This is a genomic window from Sulfurimonas sediminis, assembly GCF_014905115.1.
GTDB lineage: Bacteria > Campylobacterota > Campylobacteria > Campylobacterales > Sulfurimonadaceae > Sulfurimonas > Sulfurimonas sediminis.
The window spans coordinates 601,328-622,772 of record NZ_CP041235.1; the positions used below are offsets into that span (position 1 = coordinate 601,328).

Annotated in this window: 25 protein-coding genes; 12 read left to right on the forward strand and 13 right to left on the reverse strand. The window is 38.2% G+C overall.

Annotated elements, in window-relative coordinates; all coding sequences use genetic code 11:
* The first annotated feature begins 52 nt into the window (after positions 1–52).
* Positions 53–265 (forward strand): hypothetical protein, encoded by a 213-nt coding sequence (locus tag FJR45_RS03355; protein ID WP_193151345.1) that lies wholly within the window; start codon positions 53–55, stop codon positions 263–265.
* On the opposite strand, the gene FJR45_RS03360 is transcribed toward FJR45_RS03355, so the two are convergent.
* Positions 262–1,965: a DNA polymerase III subunit gamma/tau gene (locus FJR45_RS03360; protein WP_193151885.1), complete on the reverse strand. Its 1,704-nt coding sequence runs from the start codon at positions 1,963–1,965 to the stop codon at positions 262–264. The genes FJR45_RS03355 and FJR45_RS03360 overlap by 4 nt on opposite strands.
* 177 nt (positions 1,966–2,142) lie before the next feature.
* Between FJR45_RS03360 and FJR45_RS03365 the strand changes: the two genes are divergently transcribed.
* The 4 genes from FJR45_RS03365 (at position 2,143) to FJR45_RS03380 (ending at position 5,540) form a co-directional block, all read left to right on the forward strand.
* Positions 2,143–2,586 carry a host attachment protein gene (locus tag FJR45_RS03365; protein ID WP_193151346.1) on the forward strand — a complete coding sequence of 148 codons (444 nt, stop codon included), beginning with the start codon at positions 2,143–2,145 and terminating at the stop codon, positions 2,584–2,586.
* A 67-nt stretch (positions 2,587–2,653) separates the two neighbouring features.
* Positions 2,654–4,000, forward strand: coding sequence for a MurL-like N-terminal domain-containing (locus FJR45_RS03370; RefSeq protein ID WP_193151347.1), 1,347 nt, complete (start codon positions 2,654–2,656; stop codon positions 3,998–4,000).
* Positions 3,981–5,207 carry a UDP-N-acetylmuramoyl-L-alanine--D-glutamate ligase gene (gene murD / locus FJR45_RS03375; protein ID WP_193151348.1) on the forward strand — a complete coding sequence of 409 codons (1,227 nt, stop codon included), beginning with the start codon at positions 3,981–3,983 and terminating at the stop codon, positions 5,205–5,207. Before FJR45_RS03370 ends, murD begins: the two co-directional genes overlap by 20 nt.
* Positions 5,208–5,210: 3 nt before the next feature.
* Positions 5,211–5,540: a thioredoxin family protein gene (locus FJR45_RS03380; RefSeq protein ID WP_193151349.1), complete on the forward strand. Its 330-nt coding sequence runs from the start codon at positions 5,211–5,213 to the stop codon at positions 5,538–5,540.
* A gap of 228 nt (positions 5,541–5,768) precedes the next feature.
* Here the strand turns inward: FJR45_RS03380 and rho are convergent, their stop codons facing one another.
* Entirely contained in the window at positions 5,769–7,127 is a 1,359-nt protein-coding gene (gene rho / locus FJR45_RS03385; RefSeq protein WP_193151350.1) for a transcription termination factor Rho, read from the reverse strand.
* A 123-nt stretch (positions 7,128–7,250) separates the two neighbouring features.
* Positions 7,251–7,775 carry a hypothetical protein gene (locus FJR45_RS03390; RefSeq protein ID WP_193151351.1) on the reverse strand — a complete coding sequence of 175 codons (525 nt, stop codon included), beginning with the start codon at positions 7,773–7,775 and terminating at the stop codon, positions 7,251–7,253.
* 90 nt (positions 7,776–7,865) lie between these two features.
* On the opposite strand from FJR45_RS03390, the gene surE reads away from it, so the two are divergent.
* From surE to FJR45_RS03410, 4 genes are read left to right on the forward strand one after another with little or no spacing between them, the layout of a single operon-like run.
* A complete protein-coding gene (gene surE, locus FJR45_RS03395) occupies positions 7,866–8,651 on the forward strand; it encodes a 5'/3'-nucleotidase SurE (RefSeq protein ID WP_193151352.1) in 786 nt (261 codons plus the stop codon).
* Positions 8,651–9,295 carry a tRNA threonylcarbamoyladenosine dehydratase gene (locus FJR45_RS03400; protein ID WP_193151353.1) on the forward strand — a complete coding sequence of 215 codons (645 nt, stop codon included), beginning with the start codon at positions 8,651–8,653 and terminating at the stop codon, positions 9,293–9,295. The genes surE and FJR45_RS03400 overlap by 1 nt, the downstream gene beginning before the upstream one ends.
* 3 nt (positions 9,296–9,298) lie before the next feature.
* Positions 9,299–9,682, forward strand: coding sequence for a hypothetical protein (locus FJR45_RS03405; RefSeq protein ID WP_193151354.1), 384 nt, complete (start codon positions 9,299–9,301; stop codon positions 9,680–9,682).
* Complete coding sequence (locus tag FJR45_RS03410; RefSeq protein WP_193151355.1) at positions 9,666–9,908, forward strand: thiamine biosynthesis protein ThiF; 243 nt, start codon at positions 9,666–9,668, stop codon at positions 9,906–9,908. The genes FJR45_RS03405 and FJR45_RS03410 overlap by 17 nt, the downstream gene beginning before the upstream one ends.
* Here the strand turns inward: FJR45_RS03410 and FJR45_RS03415 are convergent.
* From FJR45_RS03415 to FJR45_RS03435, 5 genes are read right to left on the reverse strand one after another with little or no spacing between them, the layout of a single operon-like run.
* Positions 9,900–10,298, reverse strand: a complete 399-nt coding sequence (locus FJR45_RS03415) for an Lcl C-terminal domain-containing protein (RefSeq protein ID WP_193151356.1) — start codon at positions 10,296–10,298, stop codon at positions 9,900–9,902. The genes FJR45_RS03410 and FJR45_RS03415 overlap by 9 nt on opposite strands.
* A gap of 12 nt (positions 10,299–10,310) precedes the next feature.
* A complete protein-coding gene (locus FJR45_RS03420; protein WP_193151357.1) occupies positions 10,311–10,757 on the reverse strand; it encodes a DsrE family protein in 447 nt (148 codons plus the stop codon).
* Between the two features lie 4 nt (positions 10,758–10,761).
* Positions 10,762–11,289, reverse strand: a complete 528-nt coding sequence (locus FJR45_RS03425; protein WP_193151358.1) for a carboxymuconolactone decarboxylase family protein — start codon at positions 11,287–11,289, stop codon at positions 10,762–10,764.
* Positions 11,290–11,305: 16 nt separating this feature from the next.
* Positions 11,306–11,902, reverse strand: coding sequence for a YeeE/YedE thiosulfate transporter family protein (locus FJR45_RS03430; protein WP_193151359.1), 597 nt, complete (start codon positions 11,900–11,902; stop codon positions 11,306–11,308).
* Positions 11,892–12,410 carry a YeeE/YedE thiosulfate transporter family protein gene (locus tag FJR45_RS03435; RefSeq protein ID WP_193151360.1) on the reverse strand — a complete coding sequence of 173 codons (519 nt, stop codon included), beginning with the start codon at positions 12,408–12,410 and terminating at the stop codon, positions 11,892–11,894. Before FJR45_RS03435 ends, FJR45_RS03430 begins: the two co-directional genes overlap by 11 nt.
* A gap of 93 nt (positions 12,411–12,503) precedes the next feature.
* Between FJR45_RS03435 and FJR45_RS03440 the strand changes: the two genes are divergently transcribed.
* Entirely contained in the window at positions 12,504–13,184 is a 681-nt protein-coding gene (locus FJR45_RS03440) for a MerR family transcriptional regulator (protein WP_193151361.1), read from the forward strand.
* On the opposite strand, the gene FJR45_RS03445 is transcribed toward FJR45_RS03440, so the two are convergent.
* The 5 genes from FJR45_RS03445 to FJR45_RS03465 form a co-directional block, all read right to left on the reverse strand.
* Positions 13,159–14,346, reverse strand: a complete 1,188-nt coding sequence (locus tag FJR45_RS03445; protein ID WP_193151362.1) for a sensor histidine kinase — start codon at positions 14,344–14,346, stop codon at positions 13,159–13,161. The two genes, FJR45_RS03440 and FJR45_RS03445, sit on opposite strands and share 26 nt — an antisense overlap.
* Complete coding sequence (locus tag FJR45_RS03450) at positions 14,333–14,995, reverse strand: response regulator transcription factor (protein WP_193151363.1); 663 nt, start codon at positions 14,993–14,995, stop codon at positions 14,333–14,335. Before FJR45_RS03450 ends, FJR45_RS03445 begins: the two co-directional genes overlap by 14 nt.
* A complete protein-coding gene (locus FJR45_RS03455; RefSeq protein ID WP_193151364.1) occupies positions 14,992–16,083 on the reverse strand; it encodes a cache domain-containing protein in 1,092 nt (363 codons plus the stop codon). Before FJR45_RS03455 ends, FJR45_RS03450 begins: the two co-directional genes overlap by 4 nt.
* A 67-nt stretch (positions 16,084–16,150) precedes the next feature.
* Complete coding sequence (locus FJR45_RS03460) at positions 16,151–16,663, reverse strand: DsrE family protein (RefSeq protein WP_193151365.1); 513 nt, start codon at positions 16,661–16,663, stop codon at positions 16,151–16,153.
* 10 nt (positions 16,664–16,673) lie between these two features.
* A complete protein-coding gene (locus FJR45_RS03465; protein ID WP_193151366.1) occupies positions 16,674–18,059 on the reverse strand; it encodes a putative porin in 1,386 nt (461 codons plus the stop codon).
* Positions 18,060–18,203: 144 nt separating this feature from the next.
* Here FJR45_RS03465 and FJR45_RS03470 point away from each other — a divergent pair, with 144 nt between their 5' ends.
* The gene (locus FJR45_RS03470) at positions 18,204–18,605 is read left to right on the forward strand and encodes a PAS domain-containing protein (RefSeq protein ID WP_193151367.1); all 402 of its coding nucleotides are present in this window, start codon (positions 18,204–18,206) and stop codon (positions 18,603–18,605) included.
* Entirely contained in the window at positions 18,598–21,441 is a 2,844-nt protein-coding gene (locus FJR45_RS12600; RefSeq protein ID WP_193151368.1) for a methyl-accepting chemotaxis protein, read from the forward strand. The genes FJR45_RS03470 and FJR45_RS12600 overlap by 8 nt, the downstream gene beginning before the upstream one ends.
* The last annotated feature ends 4 nt before the right edge of the window (positions 21,442–21,445 follow it).

Genomic DNA, 21,445 nt, shown 5'->3' on the forward strand with positions numbered 1-21,445 from the left:
TTTTTAGCTTTCTTGATTTTTCTTGGTTATATTGTTGCTCTTAGGAGTAAGAATGAGAGATTTTCGAACGATTATAGAAGTTTTAAAAGAGCATATTGCAAATGGTTCAAAGGCTAAAGTCTATGACAAAGATGTGGCAAATCTACTAAATATTTCCCAATCAAAATTTGCAACAATCAAAAAAAGAAACTCTACCCCTTTTGTTGAGATACTGGAATACTGTCATCAAAAAGGTTTGTGTTGCAATGAAATTTTTTTTGACTAGATTTTTGACTGTACGGTTACCTTTTTTGCCTCAAACATCTCTATGGCTTTTTGTATCATCGGCTCTTTTGTTATATCGGTGCCGTTTGTTTCATCTTGTATGGAAGGCTCGTCGCAGTTTGTTACACAGCTTGCAGCGCCGCCTGCTTCAATGTCCTCGATGGTAGAACCGCTTTGCATTTCGGGCTGTGGTGCCTGCTTGGATAGTGTTTCTTCTTTTTGCGGCGCTTCTTTTTTTTCCTGTGTGCAGGCAACTCCCTTTATTTTTGTTTCAAAACTAAAGGTTTCACGTACGAGCTGTTTGATGACTGAGTAGCCGTGTTTAAGAACTTTTTTACACTCTTCGTCTGCACAGCTTTCCCAGGTCAGTGTGTTGTCTTTGTACGAGACAAAGTGAATGTTTTTTGTAAAACACTCACCAAGTTCATAGTTTCTGTCTGTGATTTTTTCTATGAGCGTTTGAAAAGTGAGAAGGTGCTCATTTGGCGGTATTTCCTGGGCATCTTCTAAAGAGGTTTCTTTTGCGACCTTGCCGTTCATCTCAGGTGTAGTTTCCTGCATTTTTATTTTTACAGGCGAGGAGGTTTGCACTTCCTTTTTCTCTTCCTTTGATACAATAATTTCAGGACGTTTCACATCTTTTTCAAAAGATTCTATCATCTGATCAATTTCTCGTATTTTAAGGGCTTCTATCATTTTGAAAAATATCAGAGAAAGAACAAAAGAACCATCGGCATTAATGCTGAAAAGATATTTTGATTCACTCAGTATTCTGAAAAACCTGTCAAGTACCAGTGTAGAAAAAAGAGCATCCTGATTATACATTTTATCTTTGAGATAAGCGATGAGTTCGTCTACAACCATTTCACTTTCATAATCTTCAAGTTCTTTTGTATACTCTACCAGCCGTGCATAGTCTTTTGCAAAAACAGTATCAAAAAGTTTACTGATAAACTTGGGATCAACCAGCCCGAGCATATCTGTAACGGTACGAACATCAACATGGTTTTTTGAGTAGATGATTGCCTGATCGAGCAATGTCAGTGTATCACGAAGACTTCCGCTCCCGCTTCTTGCGAGAATTTCAAGCGCATCTGTTTCATACTCTATTCCCTCAAGTTGCAAAATATGGGCAAGATGATCGACGACCTTGTTTGTGGCGATACTTTTAAATCGAAAGTGCTGTGTTCGGCTTAGAATTGTTGCAGGAAGTTTGAGCGGGTCAGTGGTTGCAAGAACAAACTTGACATATTGGGGCGGTTCTTCAAGTGTTTTAAGCAGGGCGTTAAAAGCCTCTTTTGTGAGCATATGCACTTCATCAATAATGAAGATTTTATACCTGGCAACGGCCGGTTTGTATTTTGTCTGCTCGATAAGGTCACGAATATCATCAATTTTACGGCTGCTTGCCCCGTCCATCTCTATGATGTCCATGTGACGGTTCTCTTTTGCCATCACACAGTTGGAACATTTGTCACAAGGTTTATGGCTCATTCCTTCTTCACAAATAAGTGCTTTGGCAAAGATACGCGCAGTTGAAGTTTTTCCGCTCCCGCGCAGTCCTGAAAAGAGATAGGCATGCGAGAGTCTGTTTGAATCAAGTGCAAGCGAGAGAGTCTGTGCTATCGTCTCTTGACCGATAAGTTCATCAAAGTTTGACGGACGATATTTTCTGGCTAAAACTTCATGCGCTTCTTTCAAATTCATACTCCAAAGTTAGGTAAACAGATTTTAGCAGAGAGTGGATTAAAAGATGATTTAATGAAACTGTTTTTTCATTGTCTGAAATTTATCTATAATAAAGTATTCTTTCCATATCATAATGTAAAGCATCTTGTGTTTTGATGATGTTTTTAAATTTTTTTACAAGGATGAATTATGAAATTGGACAATACAGTTATAATCGTGGCAGACTTAGGGGAATTAAAAGCATATAAAACAGTAAAACATGAAGATATTTACAACAATGAATTGAAAATCAACTACTCTTTGGAATTGGTAAATGCTGAGGATTTTATAGAGGGCAGAAAAAAACTCCATGAACTCAAAAGTGATGCCAATGGCAGAAAAGGGCACGCGACAATTGAAGAACACAGTGTTGAAGAGACGATTGCAAAAAGAACACTTACCGAGGTGGCAGAAGATATAGATATGATTGTACAGCAGACACAACCGAAATCTCTGTTTTTAGCGTTTCCACAGGAGAACAATGCCGAACTGCTTGATAAACTCAGCCAGGAAACAAAAGCTGTTTTGAAAAAGAATGTGGCGCTTGATTTGGTCAAAGTCGATAAAAACAAACTGTTTGAGTATTTTAATTAATGCGAACTTTTAGTTGATATAGAGTTAAAAGATTATATAATCTTTTAAAAATATCAAAATGGTTCTCATGAAAAAATTTAAAGAGTTGCGCAAAAAAGCAAATAAATTTATATACAAAAGCTATGAAATTCAAGAAGATGAAGATCAAATAGCTCTGCACTTTCACTATCAACTTGATGAAGAAGGGAAAATCACTGACTTTCTTCATCGTCTCAGTATTAAAAAGAATGAAAAAATCTCTACAGATTTTTCTATGCAAAACATTGTTTTTCATATTGGTATGGCAGAAGCCATCAGTTACTATAAAATCGCTCTGCCACAGGATTTTGTTATAGAGTGTGGCAGTTTAAATGAAGCGCAGAAAAAATGGTTTGCAAAGCTTTATTTTAATGGACTTGGGGAGTATATTTATCTCAATGCCATTGAGGTAAAGCAAGAAGATCTTGTTCACTTTACATGTAAAGGCAAAGCTTACGACAAAACAGCTTTGCCCACACAGGAAAATATCATCATACCGATTGGCGGAGGAAAAGATTCTCTTGTAAGTTATGAACTTTTAAAAGAGGAGTTTCCTGATGCGTTGATGTTTTCTATGAACCCGATAGTTGCTTCACAAGAGATATTGAAGCAGCACCCAACACATGCGATAGAGTTAAAAAGAGAACTTGACCTGGAAAAGATTTTGGATTTTAATGCGCGTGGCTACTTAAACGGGCATATCCCTTTTTCTTCCATTGTCGGGTTTATCTCCATCTGGCTTGGTCTGCTGTATAAAACAAAGTATATCGTCCTTTCAAACGAATCGAGTGCCAATGAAGAAAACATCATTTATAACGGACAGAAAATCAACCATCAGTACTCAAAATCCATAGAGTTTGAAAATGATTTTCGGGAGTATGTTTTTAGTTTTATAACGGAGGATGTAGAGTATTTCAGTTTTTTACGCCCTTTGGATGAGATACACATCGCGCAGCTTTTTGCCACATTTGCAAAAGAGCACTTTTTTACATTTCGCAGCTGCAATGTCGGGAGTAAACGCAATGAATGGTGTGGCAAATGTCCAAAATGCCTCTTTACCTACATAATGCTGTGCAATTACATAGATGATATTACGCTGCAAAAGATATTTGGCAAAGATATGCTTGATGATGAGGAACTTCAAGAACTTTTTGACGGACTCTCTCAAAGCGATGCCGTCAAACCTTTTGAGTGCGTAGGGACTTATGATGAGGTCAATTATGCTCTGAGTAAAAAATACCATTCATATTCTCAGCAGGAACTGCCTTCTCTTTTAAAAAATTACAAACCAAAAGAGAGGGCATATCCTTTACATGTAAACTATGACGGGCAAAACAATCTGCCGCAAAAATTTAAAAAGAACCTGAAAAGCCATGTTGAAAAACTTAGTTTCTGATTTAAAACAGTATAAAAGTATTGGTATTTTCGGTTTTGGCGTAGAGGGTAAATCTTTTTATAATTTTGCACAAAAATATTTGCCGGGTACTGAGCTTGTAATCATAGATAAAAATCATCCTTCTTGTGATGAAAATTACCTAAAAAAGCTTGATGCAGTCGAACTTGTTATCAAGTCACCGGGTATTTCGCTCTATAATCTTGGGATTGAACATACATCTTACAACTTTTCCTCAACAACAGAACTGTTGCTCAAGCATTTTAAACATCAGATTATCGGAGTAACGGGAACAAAAGGCAAAAGTACCCTTGTGACACTTATAGACAGTTTGTTGAAAAATGCAGGAAAAAAGAGTATTTTATGTGGCAATATCGGTATACCCGCTTTTGATATGCTCGAAGAGATCAGCGCAGAGACAAACATAGTGATGGAACTCTCCTCTCATCAGCTCTTACATGCTACGCACTCTCCTCATATCGCGATTTTGACCAATCTGTTTGAAGAACATTTGGATTATTACAAAGATGTGCATGAGTATTATGAAGCCAAGTTCAATATATACAGGTATCAAAGCAAGAAAGATATTTTTATATACAATTTGGGGCAGAAGTTGGAGCGGGGATATAATGTATTTGACAATGAACTTAAATTTAGTGTGGATTTCAGTCTGCAAAACGGTTTCATTCATAAATCTACTTTGCAGATACTAGAAAAACTCAAAGAAATTTTGGCACTCGGTGATGAGGCATACATGCAAGCACTTAACACCTTTCAAACGCTTCCTCACAGGATGGAATTTGTCAAAGAAATCCAGGGTGTCTCTTATATAAATGACTCCATAGCAACAATTCCTCAGGCCACCATAGAAGCTGTAAAAATTTTAAAAAATGTTGATACGCTTATAATCGGAGGGAATGACAGAGGTGTGCATTATGAAGTGCTGATAGATTTTTTACTTACAAGTGATGTTGCAAATATCATTCTTTTTTCAGATACTGGGAAGAAAATTTATGATGCTTTACATGTAAAAGAGAAACAAAAAAATCTGTTTTTGCAAAAAAACTTGCAAGAGAGTGTAAAAAAAGCCTATAATATAGCAAGAAAAATCGTGTTGTTCTCTCCTGCTGCTTCAAGTTTTAACGAATATAAAAACTTTGCAGAGCGTGGGGATGAGTTTAAAAGAGTAGTAAATCAATTAAAAGGATAGACTATGCCGTTTATAGATGTGGATGAAGATAATTTCGATGCTGTTATGGCAAGAGAGTTTGAAAAAGAAAAATTTGTTATTTTAAAGTTTGGTTCTTACTACTGTGATGCATGCCAGATTATGGATATGGAGCTTGAAGAGTTATGTGACAGGCTTGCGAATGTTTCTGTTTTGAGCATTGACAGCGGAAAGTCGGAGTATCTGACACAGCGCTATTTTGTTGAAGAGGTACCGACTACTTTGATATTTAAAGAGGCAGAGAAACAGCTTTTTTACAGAACGGGGATTACTCTTGCCGATGATATGATAGATCTGATTTTGAAAGAGTGTTAAGGTTTTAATTTCAATGTCATTTCTTAGAACCTGGGTTTTAACCTAAACCTTAGTTTTTAAAGACACAAAGCCCGCTGCCATTAAGTTAAGCATTTTTTTTGGAACGCGGACTTTAGTCCGGGCTGAGAGTGGCAAGATTATTGCAACAGCCGGCACTGAAGTACCGGTTCCGAGAAATGACATTGAGACTGAACTTCAGATGCTAAAAACATTGCAAAAACATGAACACTAGCTGTTTGTGTTCATACTTTCAAGAAACTCTTCGTTTGTAGATTTTTTGCCCATAGTGTTGTAGATAAACTTGAGTGCTTCGACTTCGTTATCCTGTTTATGCAGCATCTGGCGAAGAATAAATACCTTCTGTAATACTTCTGGACCGATGAGCAGTTCATCTTTACGCGTTCCTGATTTGAGAATGTCAATAGCCGGGTAGATACGTCTGTCTGCAATTTTTCTGTCAAGTACCACTTCCATATTTCCGGTTCCTTTGAACTCTTCAAAGATAACTTCATCCATACGGCTTCCTGTGTCAACAAGTGCTGTAGCAATAATAGTTAGACTGCCGCCGTTTTCAATATTTCTCGCCGCTCCAAAGAAACGTTTTGGCTTATGCAGGGCATTTGCATCCACACCACCTGAGAGGACTTTTCCGCTTGAAGGGGTAACTGTGTTGTAGGCACGTGCAAGACGAGTGATAGAATCAAGTAAAATAACGACATCACGACCAAGTTCTACTCTACGTTTTGCTTTTTCTATGACCATCTCGGCAACTTTTACATGGTTTTTTGAGGGCATATCAAAGGTAGAACTGTAGACTTCACCTTTGACACTTCTTTCCATGTCTGTTACCTCTTCAGGGCGCTCATCCACAAGAAGCACCATCAGATCCACTTCCGGATGGTTGGTTGTGATTCCGTGAGCGATCTCTTTTAAAAGTTCTGTTTTACCACTTCTAGGAGGAGCAACAATCAAACCGCGCTGTCCTTTTCCGATAGGACAAAACAGATCCATCATACGCCCTGTCAAGCCTTTTTCACGATATTCGAGTTTGAGCTGTTCTGTCGGATAAAGCGGTGTGAGGTTTTCAAATAGCGGTCTTTTTTTACTCTCTTCAGGCGGAAGGGAGTTGACTGCTTCTATCTTTATAAGAGCGTAGTATCTTTCTTGATCTTTGGGAGGACGAACCTGACCCGTTACAACATCTCCGTTTCGCAGAGCAAAGCGTTTGATTTGTGTGTTTGATACATAGGCATCATTGATACTTTCATTAAAACTCTGATCGATTGAACGGATAAAACCGTAACCGTCTTGCATGATTTCCAAAATACCGCTGAAAAGAATATATCCGCCCTGTGCAGTTTGGGCTTTGAGTATTTCAAATATAACATCCTGGCGTTTGAGTTCATTTGGTTGTTCAACACCAAGTTGTGTAGCTATATCAACAAGTTCTTGAATACTTTTGGTACGAAGTTCCTCGACACTGGAACCTTTTACCGGGGTATGTGTTCTAGACTTTGAATTATTTCTATTGTTATTATTGTTTTTTGTATTTTTACGCGATTGTGTAGAAGATTCGTTTTCACTCATATGGTTGACTGCCTTAGTTGATTAGGATTGAAATTGTAGGATAGATTTAAAGATACCTTGCGTATCTGTCTTGTTAATGGAATTTTACACTAACTCTTGAGCTATTGTCAAGTTTTTGTATTTTTATGCGTAAAGTTCTTTATTAAAGGCATCAAACTCTTTGAGTGTTTTTTCCAGAAGCTTCTGTGTTTCCTTGAAAATGTTGAGAGGTTCCTGCACTTTTTGCAGTGACCTGTCAAACATTTCTACAATGTTTGTTTTTATAGTATTGTTGCGTGCCTCACTGTTGTTTTCATTGGGTTGGAACAGTGCGGCTATCTTTTTGGCAAGTTTTGTGACAGGTGATTTTGGAGCATCTTCACTTAGCTCCTGTATAAATTTATCTATATAAGGCTGTGCTGTTTTCATAAAAGCTGCTATCTCTTTTTTGTCCTGTGCATCAATTCCGTTTGTGTTGATAGAAAACTGAAAAGAGGCCATTGAAGAGAAACTCATGGATGTCCTGCTTGACTGAGCGTCTTTTTCATAGTTTAAATCTGCGGATTTTTCATTTGCAAAATCCATTGTTATGACGTCTCCGCTTGATGTTTTCATTGTAATGTTCAAATCATGGCGATAATAACTGTTTGCTGCATAGGATGTATTCATTTTTCTTTTCTTCTTTTTTTTACTTTTAATCTATATCGGTAATAATGAAAAATTATCAAATGTAAATGATGTTTTCTATACAATTACACTATGAAGAACAAGTATAAAATTTTAGTAACAAATGATGACGGATATGAGGCGAAAGGACTGTTGTGTCTGGTGGAAGCTTTGCGCGAGCTCCCGGATGTGGAAGTAACCGTTGTGGCTCCGGCAAATGAAAAATCTGCCTGCGGACACTCTTTGACACTGACAAGACCTTTGCGTTTTGTGGGAATTGAAGAGAATTTCTTTAAACTTGAAGACGGAACACCCACTGACTGTGTGTATCTCTCTTTAAATGCAATTTTTCAAGGGAATAAACCCGACTTGGTTGTAAGTGGAATCAATAGAGGTTCCAATATGGGTGAAGACATTACCTACAGTGGAACTGCAGCAGGTGCTATGGAGGGTGTTTTACATGGTATACCTTCTGTCGCAATTTCCCAGGTGATGGATTTTACCAATCCAAAGGGAGATTTTACATTGGCGCAAAAAACAATCAAAAAGATAGTGACAAAAATACGAAATGACAAATTTCCTCTGCCTGAGAGAGAATTTTTAAATATCAACATTCCTCCGGCAGTTGAAGAGGCCGAGATAAAGACAACCTATGCAGGGTACAGAGTCTATTCGAATGAAGCCGATGTGCACAGTAATCCACGGGGCGAGAAACACTACTGGCTTGGACTGCACCCTCTGAATTTTCGAGCAAGAGCAGGTGTCAATGGTGTGAGCGATTATGAAGCGATACGTGACGGATTTATATCTGTGACGCCGATTATGCTTGATCTGAGTGCGTACAAAAGTATGAAAAGAGTACAGGAGTGGTTGGATTAATGCAAAAATATGACCGCATAAAACTTGTGTTAAAGGATGATTTTTCTAAACTCGAAGATGCCAAAATATTACTGCTTGGTGTTGGCGGCGTAGGGAGCTTCTGTCTGGACTGTTTATACAGAAGCGGTGTGAAAGATATCACGATTGTAGATTTTGACACCTATGACAAATCAAACCAAAACCGTCAAATGTGGTCGGAGCTGCATGAAGGTGAGACAAAGGTAGAAGCCTTAAAAGAGCATTATCCGGAGTTACATGTAATCAACAGACGCATAGACGAAGCATGGGTGCAGGAGTTTGATTTTGAACCATACGACTTGGTACTTGATGCGATAGATGACAGAAATGCAAAACTCGCAATCGCGCAAAAATGCCATAAAAAACTCATCTCCTCTTTTGGAAGTGCCAAAAGACTTGACCCGACAAAGGTTCAGGTGGGTGATATCTGGAAAAGTTACGGCGATAAATTCGGTGCAAAAATTCGGTATGAATTGAAAAAACGCGGTTTTAACAAAAAATACAAAGTGATTTTTTCAAGCGAAGAAGCAGTCATAAAAGAAAAAGGCAGTTTTATGGGTGTTACGGCAACTTTCGGTCTGACCATGTGTGCCGAGGCAATTAAAAAGATAAGAGAGGAAAAATAGAATTTGTTTGATTTTTTAGAGAGTGACTGGTTTAACATAGGGCTTGAGATTTTTTTTGTGATTTTAATCTCTTATGATATGAAAAAGTATTTTGAAACAAAAAAGAGAGAATATATCATCAATATTGTTCTGACAATAGCTTTTGCAATATGGGCACTTTATCCGTACTATAACTCCTATATCGGTTGGGAAGACGAACAGAAAAAAGAGATGCTTTCACACTGCAAGGGGGATGAAAATTCCACGAAGCTTTGCAGATGCCTGGATGATGCCACTTTTAAAGAGTATACCTATGATGAGTATAAGAAACTTGATAAAAACGGTTCCGATTATAAAGAGTTTGTAAAAGATGCAAAAGAGGAGTGTCTGGATGATTCATGGTTTTGATTTGAGTTCTCCTCTTGTGTGTGAGGGAATAGTCGGTGACGGCTGTGGGGGTGGACGCATTTTTTATGTTCAAGATGAAAAACTGCAAACCTTTGACCCTGTGACAAAAAAGTCTATGATACTCCTGGAAAATGTGAAAAATGCCCAAAAAATCAGTAAATCTGCCTGTATTATTACAATAGAGTGTTCAGACCAAATTATAAAATTTGATCTTTCATTACTGTAGTTTTCTGACACATACCAGTTTGTTTGTATGACATTTATCCGTTGATGAGACGAAACCGTTTCCTGTATAAACAGTATAAGCATTAAATCCGTCACTGCTTTTGTCTATATCTTTACTCCAGTACAGCGCAGTATCAAGGTGCCTGAATTTTGTTTTGAGTTTTTTTGACTCTCCCAAGTGTTGCAGTTCCTTTTTTGTCGGCAGTCGCCAGTCATCTTTTTGCTCTACATGTAATGCTTCACAGTAACTGTTTGCCAGTTTCCATATACCGTTAAACTCCTGCATATCCTTTGTATCGAGCCATTGTAACTTTTGCTCTGTATCTGTAACGATCTCTTGTGCCTCTGTACAGGAGAACAAAACAAAAAGCAGCATAAAAATTTTTTGCATTGCCAAACCTTCTTATTTGAAACTCATAAGTGCATACCCGTCATTTTGGTATCTGATAGTATCGATAAAACTGTTTTTTGAGATTTTCACAAAAGGCATAACATCTGTTTTTTCAATGGCATTATGTGCCAGAGACATAGCACAGGCAGTGATGGTGACATTTTTTCTTTTTGCAAGTTTTTTGAGGTATTGCTGGGATTGTTTTATATCTTGAACATCTTCATCCGGTACTATCATGTCATAGTCATTTGCCACCATTGCAACACAGGAACCGTGCAGTGTCAGTGCTACTTTTGCAGTATCTCCCTGTTCCTCTATCATATCTATGGTTTTTCCGACAAGCCACATACGACTTTTTATATAAGAGGCATTGCCCGAACTGCAGTCAAAGACAACTTTATATTCTTTGGCATTGGCAAGCAGATTAAAAAGGGTAAGAATTAAAAAAATATTTTTCATATGCTTACTCTAAGCCAAAAACATTTGACAGTGTGTTAATGTAATTAAAATAACCGGTAATAGCAACCGCTTCGACTATTTGAACATCACTCCAGCCGAGCTTTTTTAAGTTGTCTATCTCTTCTTTTGTCACTTTGTAGTTGTCTTTTTTGGATGCGCGTATACAGAAGTTCAAAAGTGCTTTTTCTGCTTCATTTGAGTCCATTGAATCAACGCCTTTGAGTACTTCTTCGATTCTTTCTTCACTCATCCCTAACATTTTGGCGATACTTTTATGGACATCTACACACATTTTGCAGCCATTTTCCAAAGATATAAGCAGGGCAATAGACTCTTTTATATCGTATGAGAGTGTTGTTTCATCCAAAAGGTATTTTTGTATCATTGTATCTGTCGCAAAGTAGACTTTTTCATCAAGTGCCAAGAGTTTGAATATCTCTCCGAGTTTTCCGGTTTTTTCTAAAATAGGTCTTGCTTTGTCCTGAATTGCAGGACTCATTTCTTCAAATTCCGGTAGTTGTATATATGCCATATTTTTTCCTTTGTATCTAATTTTTGTTGAAATCTGCAGGGTCTTTGTATTCTATTGTCGGCAGCAGATATGCAGTGATAAGTAAAATAGTACTAAAAATCAGTACAACAAGTAAAGCGTGATATTCAAAATAATGAAATATCTGCACTTTTCCCAAATCCGGGCCCATGAGGTTTTTTATCTGAGGGTAAAAAAGCGTAAAAACCGCTCCTCCGACCATTCCTCCCAAAACACCGACAAGAGCATCTATGCGGCCCTCAGATACAGAAACAAAAAAAGCAGAGGGACATTTTCCTAAAATAACCAAGCCGATACCAAAAAGTATTGCCCCTGTGATAAGTCCTGCAAGCAAAACAGGTTTTACCGAATAAGAAGCATACCCGGTCTGTACCAAAATATAAAATCCCAGGCTTGAAAGTGCAACGGTTGTCATCGCCATACGAGGAACAAGGGTGTCTTCAAAAATCATAAAACCAGCCATTTTTTCAAATTTATCCAGTCTTGAGTATAAAATAACGGCACCAAAAACAAAGCCTATGAACAGCACCGTCCAAACAGAACCATGCCCTTGCTTTGCTACTGTATCAAACATATGTACAATTCTATCTGTCATTTTTGCAAACCTTTTTTTTGTAAAAAAATCTTCCTGTTATCACACCTGTTCCCAGTGCAAAAACGGCAAAGATTATACCACTGAGTGCCAATTGACTGCCACCGGACAAAATATGCCCGGCATTACATCCGCCTGCAAGTCTGGCACCAAATACAAGCAGAAATCCGGCAATAAAACTCCAAATCATACGGGATTTGACTGATCTGTTTTTTCTCTCTTTCCAGAGAGTGGGGATAAGACTCAAATGAAAAGACTTTGTTACAAAAATTGACATAAAAAGTCCGCCAAAGAACAAACCGATCAGCATGACACCTTCCCATGCTCCGGATTGTTCTATCTCTGCTGTATAAGCATAACTGTTTGCATCAAGTCCAAACAAAACAGTTGCAAGGTACGCCATTCCGGTTGAAGCACCGATAGGACGATTTGCTCCAAAAGTTGAAAAGCTAAAATAAAAAAGTAAACTCATTGCAATTCCGCCAACCCACCAAGGTATCTGTCTAGGCATGTAAACTCCATTTAAAGTAAATAGTGTAAAGCTACACTTTACAATTTGAATTATATGATATAATTCTTAATCAGTTATTAATTAGGATGAAAAATGGATTATAAAATGTCTGAACTTGTGGCAAAAACAGGTGTTCCAAAATCAACTATACTTTACTATATAAAAGAGGGACTCTTGCCAAATCCTGTAAAAGTAAAGGCAAATGTTCATAAATACAGTGAGGAACATATAGAGCTCATCAAATATATCAAGTATATGAAAGAGGAGATGGGCAGCAGTAACGAACAGGTGAAACTGGTTTTAGAGAAAAAAAACAACTCATTTTCAAGCTCTTACACAATGCTGGCACCGCTTATGAATACTTTAAGCGGTATTGAGATTCACAGCGAGCACTATAGCAAAAAAGAGTTTACAGAGCATTTTGATATTGATGAGGATCTCCTGGAAAGGTTGCTTGCTGATGGTGTTTTGATGCCAATAGGGGAGAATGATTATACTCAAAAAGAGGCCTGTATAGTGAATCTGATAGAGAACTGCAGGGAAGTCGGGATTGACTATGCGCTGATAAAAGAGTATGTAAAACATGCCCGGGAACTGGCAAAACTGGAACTTAAAATGCAGGAAAAACTATGTGCGCTGCGAGATGATAAAAATTTTTCTACTTTGTGGAAAATAGTATTTGATACACTTTTTAAAACCAAAGAGTATATTTTTCATCGTGCCACCTACAAAGAATTTTACAGAGCAATCAAACAGGAACTGATTGGAACATAGATTTTTTAAAGGTGTAGGTAAACAGACTTCCTTTTCCCGGTTCAGATTGTATATCAAGATCAATACCTGCTTCATCTATGATTGATTTGACTATGCTCATACCGATGCCAAAACCGTTTTTATACTCATTTTCCCTGTAATAGCGTTCAAGAATTCTTTGCGGGTTCTGGATGCCTTTCCCATAATCTTGGATACTCAGACATATATTTTGTTCTTTGTCATGAAAAAGCTTTATCTCTATTTTGCTCTTTGCAAATGAAAACTTTATGGCATTGGAAAGCGTATTGTCAACGATTCGCTGCAGTTTTGTTGTACTGAAAAAAAGTATGGGCTTTTTTTCTACATTACATGTAAAGAGAAGTTCTATCTCTTTTAACTGGCAGATAAGTTCAAAATAAGAGACACGCTCCTGTAAAAAGTCATAAAGGTTAATGGGCTCATTTTTGTATGCAACTCTGTTTTGTTTTATGAGATAATCCATGTCATTGTAAATGGTAGCAAGAGAGCGTGTTGCTGATTTTATGCGGTTGAAGTATTTGTTTTTGCCGTAAAGCGCATCAAAAAGGTCAACATTGACATTGATGATGCTCAAAGGGGTATTGATTTCATGCATGGATTCTTTGATAAAATCATCGAGCTTTTCATTGACTCTTCTAAAAGGTTTTGAAAAGCTTTTTAAAAAATAAAAAGAGAGCAGCAAGATGAGCGTAATAATTCCAAAGGCAATGAGGCTGGCTTCAAAAAAAACAGGAGCGAAAGAGATTTCTGTTTTTGTGACCAAATAGTTTGCAAAAAAGTATTTTTTATCCGGGAGTTGTGTGATGAGGTATCTGTTAGAACCTTTGGAATGGTATCCAGGCATATAGGAGGGGAGGGGTTCGTGTATTTGCGTATATACCGGCGTAAAATCTTTTTTGTACAGACCTGAGGCAAAAGAGGCAAACCTGGGAAATTCAAAGATCTCCTGAGGGTGGTTTCCAAAGTTGTCCATAGCTTTTATGATGTGGGCCTGAATGGATTTGAGTTCCACTTCTGTTTGTACTTCCTGCAGGTTTATTTTATGATTGATATACAAAGACAAAGGGGTTAAGAGTATAAAAGAGACAATCAGTGTGTAAATAAGACTGTACTTTTTGACAAATTTTTCTTCATTGACAATCAAGTCGGTATCCTATGCCGTAAATATTCTCAATGACATCCTTTGGCAGCTTTCTTCTCAGATTGTTGATCTGTACTCTTGCATTGGCAGCCTCAACATTGTTTTCCCAAATCTCTTCATACAGCATTTCAAAAGTGACAATCTGGTTTCTGTGTTTGATAAACAGAGTAAGAATGTCATTTTCTGTTTTGCTCAGCTGTATCTCTCCCGATATACCGATAAGTTTCCGGTTGTTAACATCATACTGGTAGTCACAGGGAAGCTGGAGCATATCACTGTCGGTTTTAAAACAGTTTGATTTTAGGGCATGCTGTACCCGCAACTGTAACTCGATTAGATCAAAAGGCTTCTTAATGTAGTCGCAGCAACCGTTTGCATATCCCTGCAGCATTGCATCGGCACTTGACATAGAAGTGACAAAAATCGTAGGAATGTTCTTTCCCTCATCTGCGAGTTCTTTTCTTAAAGAAAACCCGTCAAATTCTCCGGGGACATTGACATCCAGAAGCAGTAAGTCATACTCTTTGCTGAAAATGGCATCAAAAGCATCACTGCTGTTTTCAAAACTGTCTACTGTATAGTTTTTTGAGCTGAGAAATTCTTCAATACTCTCTTTTAAAATGGTCTCATCTTCGAGCAAAAGTATTTTCATTTTATCTTTCCTCTTGAAATTTTTTGAGAGTTGGCATCCAGCAACAGGGATATTAACTCTTCTTTTGTGTATCTGTTAAGTTTGTTACGTAAATTTTTCTCCAAACAGGCTCTGTCTTTTTGTGTTGTGCATTTTTTTAATGAAACAAGTTCTTTTGCTGTTAAGTCGGTATAAGGGTCAAAGGCTTTTTCTTTGTTGACAATAGTAGAATAAAGATCTTTTCTTGAGTAGCTGAAAAAGCTTTCAAGTTCATTCTCAAAACTGCTGAAAAGTTTGAGTTTCTCTTGTGAAAGTATAAGTATAAAGTAGCCTATACGCTCTGCTTTGGAGTTGAGAATGACTTTTGATATGTAGAGATACTCTTCGGTCTGCACAGAACCCAAATTTTCAAGTTTATTCAAATCCAGTCTGCGGAGATTTTGAATGTGATTGATGTTTGCTCCGTTGTTTGCCACTATCGTATTTTTAATACGCGGATTGTTTTTTAGCAGTACGGACTGGTTTTGGTATTTGTCATCAAGAAGTGCAATCATATCTATGTCGTACTGGGCAAAATATTTTTCAAGGGAATCAAAGCGTTGAATAACCTCAACAAACCCGAGACACTTTTTGTTCTCTACTATAGGAATGGAAGCGATAAGTACAAGTCGTCTTGCCGCTTCATAGGAGAGGTGCGGACTGAGTGTCTTTTTCATCTCAACTAAATCAGGACGGTAGGCCCTGACATTGACACCCGCATCACTGTTGTCCCAGCTGCGTGCAAATATAGTGATATCATTTGAGAGAATCTGAATACGGATTTTTGAACCGCTGAATGTTTCAAGTGCCTTCATATGTGTCTGGAGAATCTCATAGGCTTTTTTGGCATCATTGTTTTTGAGCGCTTTTTGGAGTGTTTCATTTTGAGAAAGGGCAAAGGCAAAATTAAAAGCCCGTGCCTTTTCATTTTCTATCTGTTTGTTTAAAATATTGAGTAAAACAGTATGCACTCTGTCAGTAAACTCCTGCTTGTTTTGTGTATAGAAGTAGCCTATAAAGATTACCAGCATTAACAATACTACAGCGAGATACTTCTGATAGAGTTTCATTTTTTTTACTTTTTATATAAAGAATATGTATTATTTTTTATAATAATACATAAATCTTTGCTTGAAATTACTTAATTTTGACGTAAGCGCATCCCTGTCTTTGCAAATTGACTATTTTGATGATGCCCGCAGGTGTTTTTTTGACATAATCCTGCAGCTGTTCATCTTTAACATGCTTTTTCTTCATTGTGTTGCCGCAGGCAAAAAAGTTGATGTTGTCACCGCCAAGCTGTTTTAAAGATTTAAAACGTGAAACAGTCCCGGCACCTGTCGGACCTCCGTGCTCGCAGTAAGGCATCTTCACAAATCCTGTTCCTTTGAAGTCTTTCATCATGTACTGCAGACATGGACCTAGCGCAACTACATTTATCTCATAAGGGATGAGATGTTTGTCAAAATAGCTTGCTGCGTTATTGATCGTGTTGAGCATAAGATGAATACGTTGAATATCAGGAAAATCACACTGATAGACTATCTTTACCACATCATTATCTTCTTCTGCATCACTGTTTTGCGCATATAGACCTGTTGTGAGCAACATAAGTAATGCCACTGTTGAGAGTTTTTTGAATAATTTCATTGTCAATCCTTTAAAAAGCTGCTGTTATTTGAATAGCAATACGGTTGCCCATATTGTCTAAAACTTTTTGTGCATTTGTATTACCCGGCGCTTTTGCATCCCGTATCATGTAGTTCAGATCGACTCTTGTTGCGCCTTTGAATCTGTATGAGGCACCAAGAGTTAGTGTTTTAAAGTTACGTTCGCCTTTGGTGTCATTTGTCAGACGGTTTAAGTAGTCATATCTACCAAATACTTCGAATTTTCTCTTTACAATTTCATACTGAAGGTTTACATATCCACCGTCTGCTTTGTTTTCACTGCCTGCAGCGAATTGAAACTGCCAGTTTTCAGTCTGTGGATCAGGGTCTGTGTCTTTTGCACCGGTATAAATCATCCCTGAGGCTCTCATATATTCCCCTTCTACTCTTATGCCGTCTTTATGATAGGTAAAGCCTAAACCATATCGTTTGCGATCTGCATCAATTTGGGTAGTTGTTGTTCCGTTGTTGGAAAGAAGTTTTCTTTTTCCGCTTTGTCCCCAGACAAACATTTTGAGTGAATTGGTATAGTACCCTTTGCCCGGGTTTGCAAAAATTTTCTCAAATGCAAAGTAGCCGTAGTGGGTTGCCTGATCATTGGAACTGCTCATACTGACACCGTTTCCGTTTCCGTACATGTAAGCATAAGAGATGTTCCATGAGCCGATAAGTGGCAAGGTGTCAAAAATCTGCACACCTGTATCTCTAAAAGCACCGATTGGTCTGTTGATTTCTGTACTTGTATAGTGTACTGTCTGTGCGCCGCCTGCTGCTGCACCTGTTTGCGCTGCTCCTACTTTTGTTACCTGTCTTTCCAAAAGCTGTTGGAATGTCATAGAAGTAAACTCGATGTAAGGAGAAACAAAAACAGCCTGCAAGCCCTCTTCACTTCCCGGATATTTGAACATACCGGCTCTGACTTTTGCCCCTTTGATATGTTTGAGTGTTACAGAAGCGTCTGTAAAATAAGTACCGACATTTCTGTGCCCGGCAAGATTATTGATACCGTTGTTCCCAAACTCTGTCATAAAAAAGTAGTTGACAAGGTTGTCATTGTCAGCCATCCCTCTCATCGCCAAACGTGCCCGAAAAAGACTCATACCGGATTGTGACTCCAAGTCGGGATTTAAAAGAGAAAAAGGTGTTTTATTCTTACCGTCAGTGGCAATAAAAACTTTTCCCTCGTCTTTTTTATAATTTGCCTGAATAAATCCCCAGACTTTTGGTTTGTGACTGCGATAAGGCACTATGACACCTTTTGGTGCAAAAAACTCCGGTTGATACCCCTGTAGTTTGAGCCAGTCAGCAGCCTCAATCTGTGAAGTACAGACAAGGGCTGCCAAGCCAAGAAACTTTATTTTTAAAGTTGTTTTCATATTTTCCTCCTATGAAAGATTTTGGTAGTGTAAAACAAGAGTGAAAAGAAAGTGTAAAAAAGAGGATTTCTAGAACCTTTAACTAAAAGCAAAGCTTTCTAAAAGTACTATATACAACTTTTAAAATATAGTTAAGGATTGTGAATGGCTGAAATATATTTGGATACCAAAGCTTTTTTGGTTTCAGAGACAGATACGAAAGGGATTATCCGTTTTGCCAATGATGAGTTTTGTCATTATGCCGGATACAGTGTTGACGAACTTGTAGGAAAACCGCACAATATTGTCCGGCATCCCGATATGCCGCGTGCCGCTTTTAAAGATTTGTGGGATACGATAAAAAACGGGAAGCGATGGCGGGGCTTTGTAAAAAACAAGGCAAAAAACGGTGACTACTACTGGGTTTTTGCCACGGTCTACCCGTTTACCTCCTGTGATGGACAACCGGGCTATATCTCCTGCAGAAGAACAGTTTCAGAAATGGAAAAAGAGAAATATGAAAAAGTTTATAAAGAGATGAGAGCAAAGGAGCGCCATAATGGTTAATTTTTTAACAAAGATTTCAGTAAGAAACAAGATGCTGCTTAATGTTGCCGTGCCTCTTGCGGTCATTATCATCATAGCCATAAGTGCAATTTACACCCATTTGCAAAACAGTCAAAAGTATGAAACATACAGCATCATCGTTGATCTGGATCAAAAAATTTCCAAAGTTGTGCATGAGACACAAAAAGAGCGGGGTGCAACTGCCGGGTTTTTAGGCTCAAAAGGGAAAAAGTTTGCACAAAAACTCTCTTCGCAAAAAGAAGAGACGGACAAAAAAATTCAAGAACTGCAAAGCTATCTGCAAGACGGAAATGTCATCAGTCTGTTGGACAAAGATGTCAAAGCATACCTTGAAAAAGCACTGCAGGATCTCTCACGGATAGACAACATTCGTTCTCAGGTGACGGCACAGAGTATAGGAGCAAAGGAAGCGATTGCCTACTACACACAAATGAATGCTAAATTTTTAAATTTTATAGCAAAAGCTTCTTTGCAGGCAGCAGATGCACAGCTCAGTGCCGAGACATTGGCGTATTATGATTTTTTACAGTCCAAAGAGAGAGCCGGCATAGAGCGTGCAGTCGGAAGTGCCACTTTTGCAAATGACAAATTTATCAAAGGGGCAAAAACAAAACTTGCAGGACTGATCTCTGAACAAGAGGCATTTATGAGCAGCTTTGAGACCCTTGCCTCAAAAAAAGATATCGCATATAAGAGAGAGATTCTGCAGGGGAAGGTGATTGAGGAAGTCAAACGGATGGAAACCATTTTACTGACAGCCAAAGAGATTGGCGGGTTTGGTGTGGATGCCACCTACTGGTTTGATACGATTACAAAAAAAATAAACAGACTCAAAAAAGTGCAGGAGAAGATAGAAACAGGATTGACAGCCAGTGATAAAAGAAGCGAAGAACTCTTTAAACTTGCCATAGATATCGCAAACTTTGTACATGAAACACAAAAAGAGAGAGGTGCTACAGCAGGGTATATAGGTTCAAATGCCAAAAAATTCGTTACAAGACTTCCGGCACAGAGAGTTGCAAGTGATAAAAAACTGGTAAGACTCAAAGAGGACATCAGAAGTTTTCATTTTCAAAACTATCCACATGAATTACGAAAATGGGTCAATCAGTTTGTGCAAAAGATTCAAAAGTTACAGAGTGTAAGAAAACGGGTGACATCACTGGATATGGATGCTAAAACCGCTATTGGCTATTATACTGCTACAAATGCTTCCATGCTTGATACGATTGCCTACATGACACATTTGGCAAGAGATATAAAAAGCGGAAGAAAGCTTATTGCCTATTACAGTTTTTTGATGGCAAAAGAGAGAGCGGGCATAGAGCGGGCAGTACTTTCAAATGCCTTTGCCAGAAATAAATTTCTGCCTGGTATGAAAGACAAATTTGTAAAACTTATAACAGAACAAAAAAGCTTTTTACGAGTATTTCACTCTGTAGCTCCTTCCTATCTGGTGGCATATTATACAAAGCAGATGGCTATACCGGCAGTGCAGGAGGTTGAAAAGATGCGAAAAATTGCGCTTGAGGCCAATACCATAGGCGGATTTGGTGTGGATGCTTCTTACTGGTTTGATACTATCACGCAAAAAATCAATCTTTTGAAGAAAGTAGATGACCACCTGAGCCAGAATCTTACCCGCTTGGCACATGAAAAATATGAGAATGAAAAAAATGCGCTCTATCTGTATCTTTTTGTCATGCTCTTTATTATTTTGTTTACGGCAGTGCTTTCGTGGCTTATCAGCAAAAATATCACACACTCCGTTGCCAAAATAAGTAAAGGGATGGAACAGTTTCTGGAGTTTTTAAACAGAAAACACAATGTAATCGAGAAGATTGACCTGCATGGCAGTGATGAACTTGCCCGTGTTGCAAAAATGGTCAACGAACAGACAGATACGATTAATGAGGGAATTGAAAATGATATGCTGTGTGTCGGAGAGTCAATTCTTACACTTAACAAAGTACAGCAGGGCTCTTTTAAGTGCAGAGTCAATTCCGAGGCAACTAACTCGCAAATCCAGACTTTGGCAAATACAATCAATAAAATGCTTGATACCCAGGAAAAAGTGATGGACAACATACTCGAAGGTCTTGAGAAGTATGCAAACTATAACTACCTGGATAAGATTGTTCTTGATAAAAAAATTACAGGAGAGACAAAAGCGGTTGTAGAGAGAGTCAATGACCTGGGCGATGCCATCACAAAACTTTTGAACGATTCCTACAACAATGCCAATGCACTGCTTGAGCGGGCGGATATGCTTGAGTCAAAAATGCAAGAGTTAAACAAATCGACAGCCTCACAGGCAAAAGAGTTGAGTGGGACGACACAGGCGGTCAATACTATAGCCCAGACCATAGAAGAGACCTCGCAAAAAGCAAATGAAGTGGTCAGTCAGTCACAGGATATTAAAAATGTTATGCAGGTTATCAGTGACATTGCAGATCAGACAAATCTTCTGGCACTCAATGCTGCGATTGAAGCGGCACGTGCGGGTGAGCACGGACGCGGATTTGCCGTTGTTGCCGATGAGGTCAGAAAGCTTGCAGAAGGAACACAAAAATCACTGGCTGAAATCAATACAACAGTGAGTATTCTCACACAGTCCATTACTGATGTTGAAGCCAATATTTCTGAACAGAGCGAGAGTGCAAATTCTATCAACAAAGCCGTTGATGAGGTAAATGCCATGACAGAGCTCAATGCACAGACTGCGGCTGAAGTCAATAAAGTGGCAGGAGATGTAAAAGAGATGTCTCTCAGAGCCTTGAGTGAAATAGAAAAAAATAAATTTAACAAAGTGTAAAGTT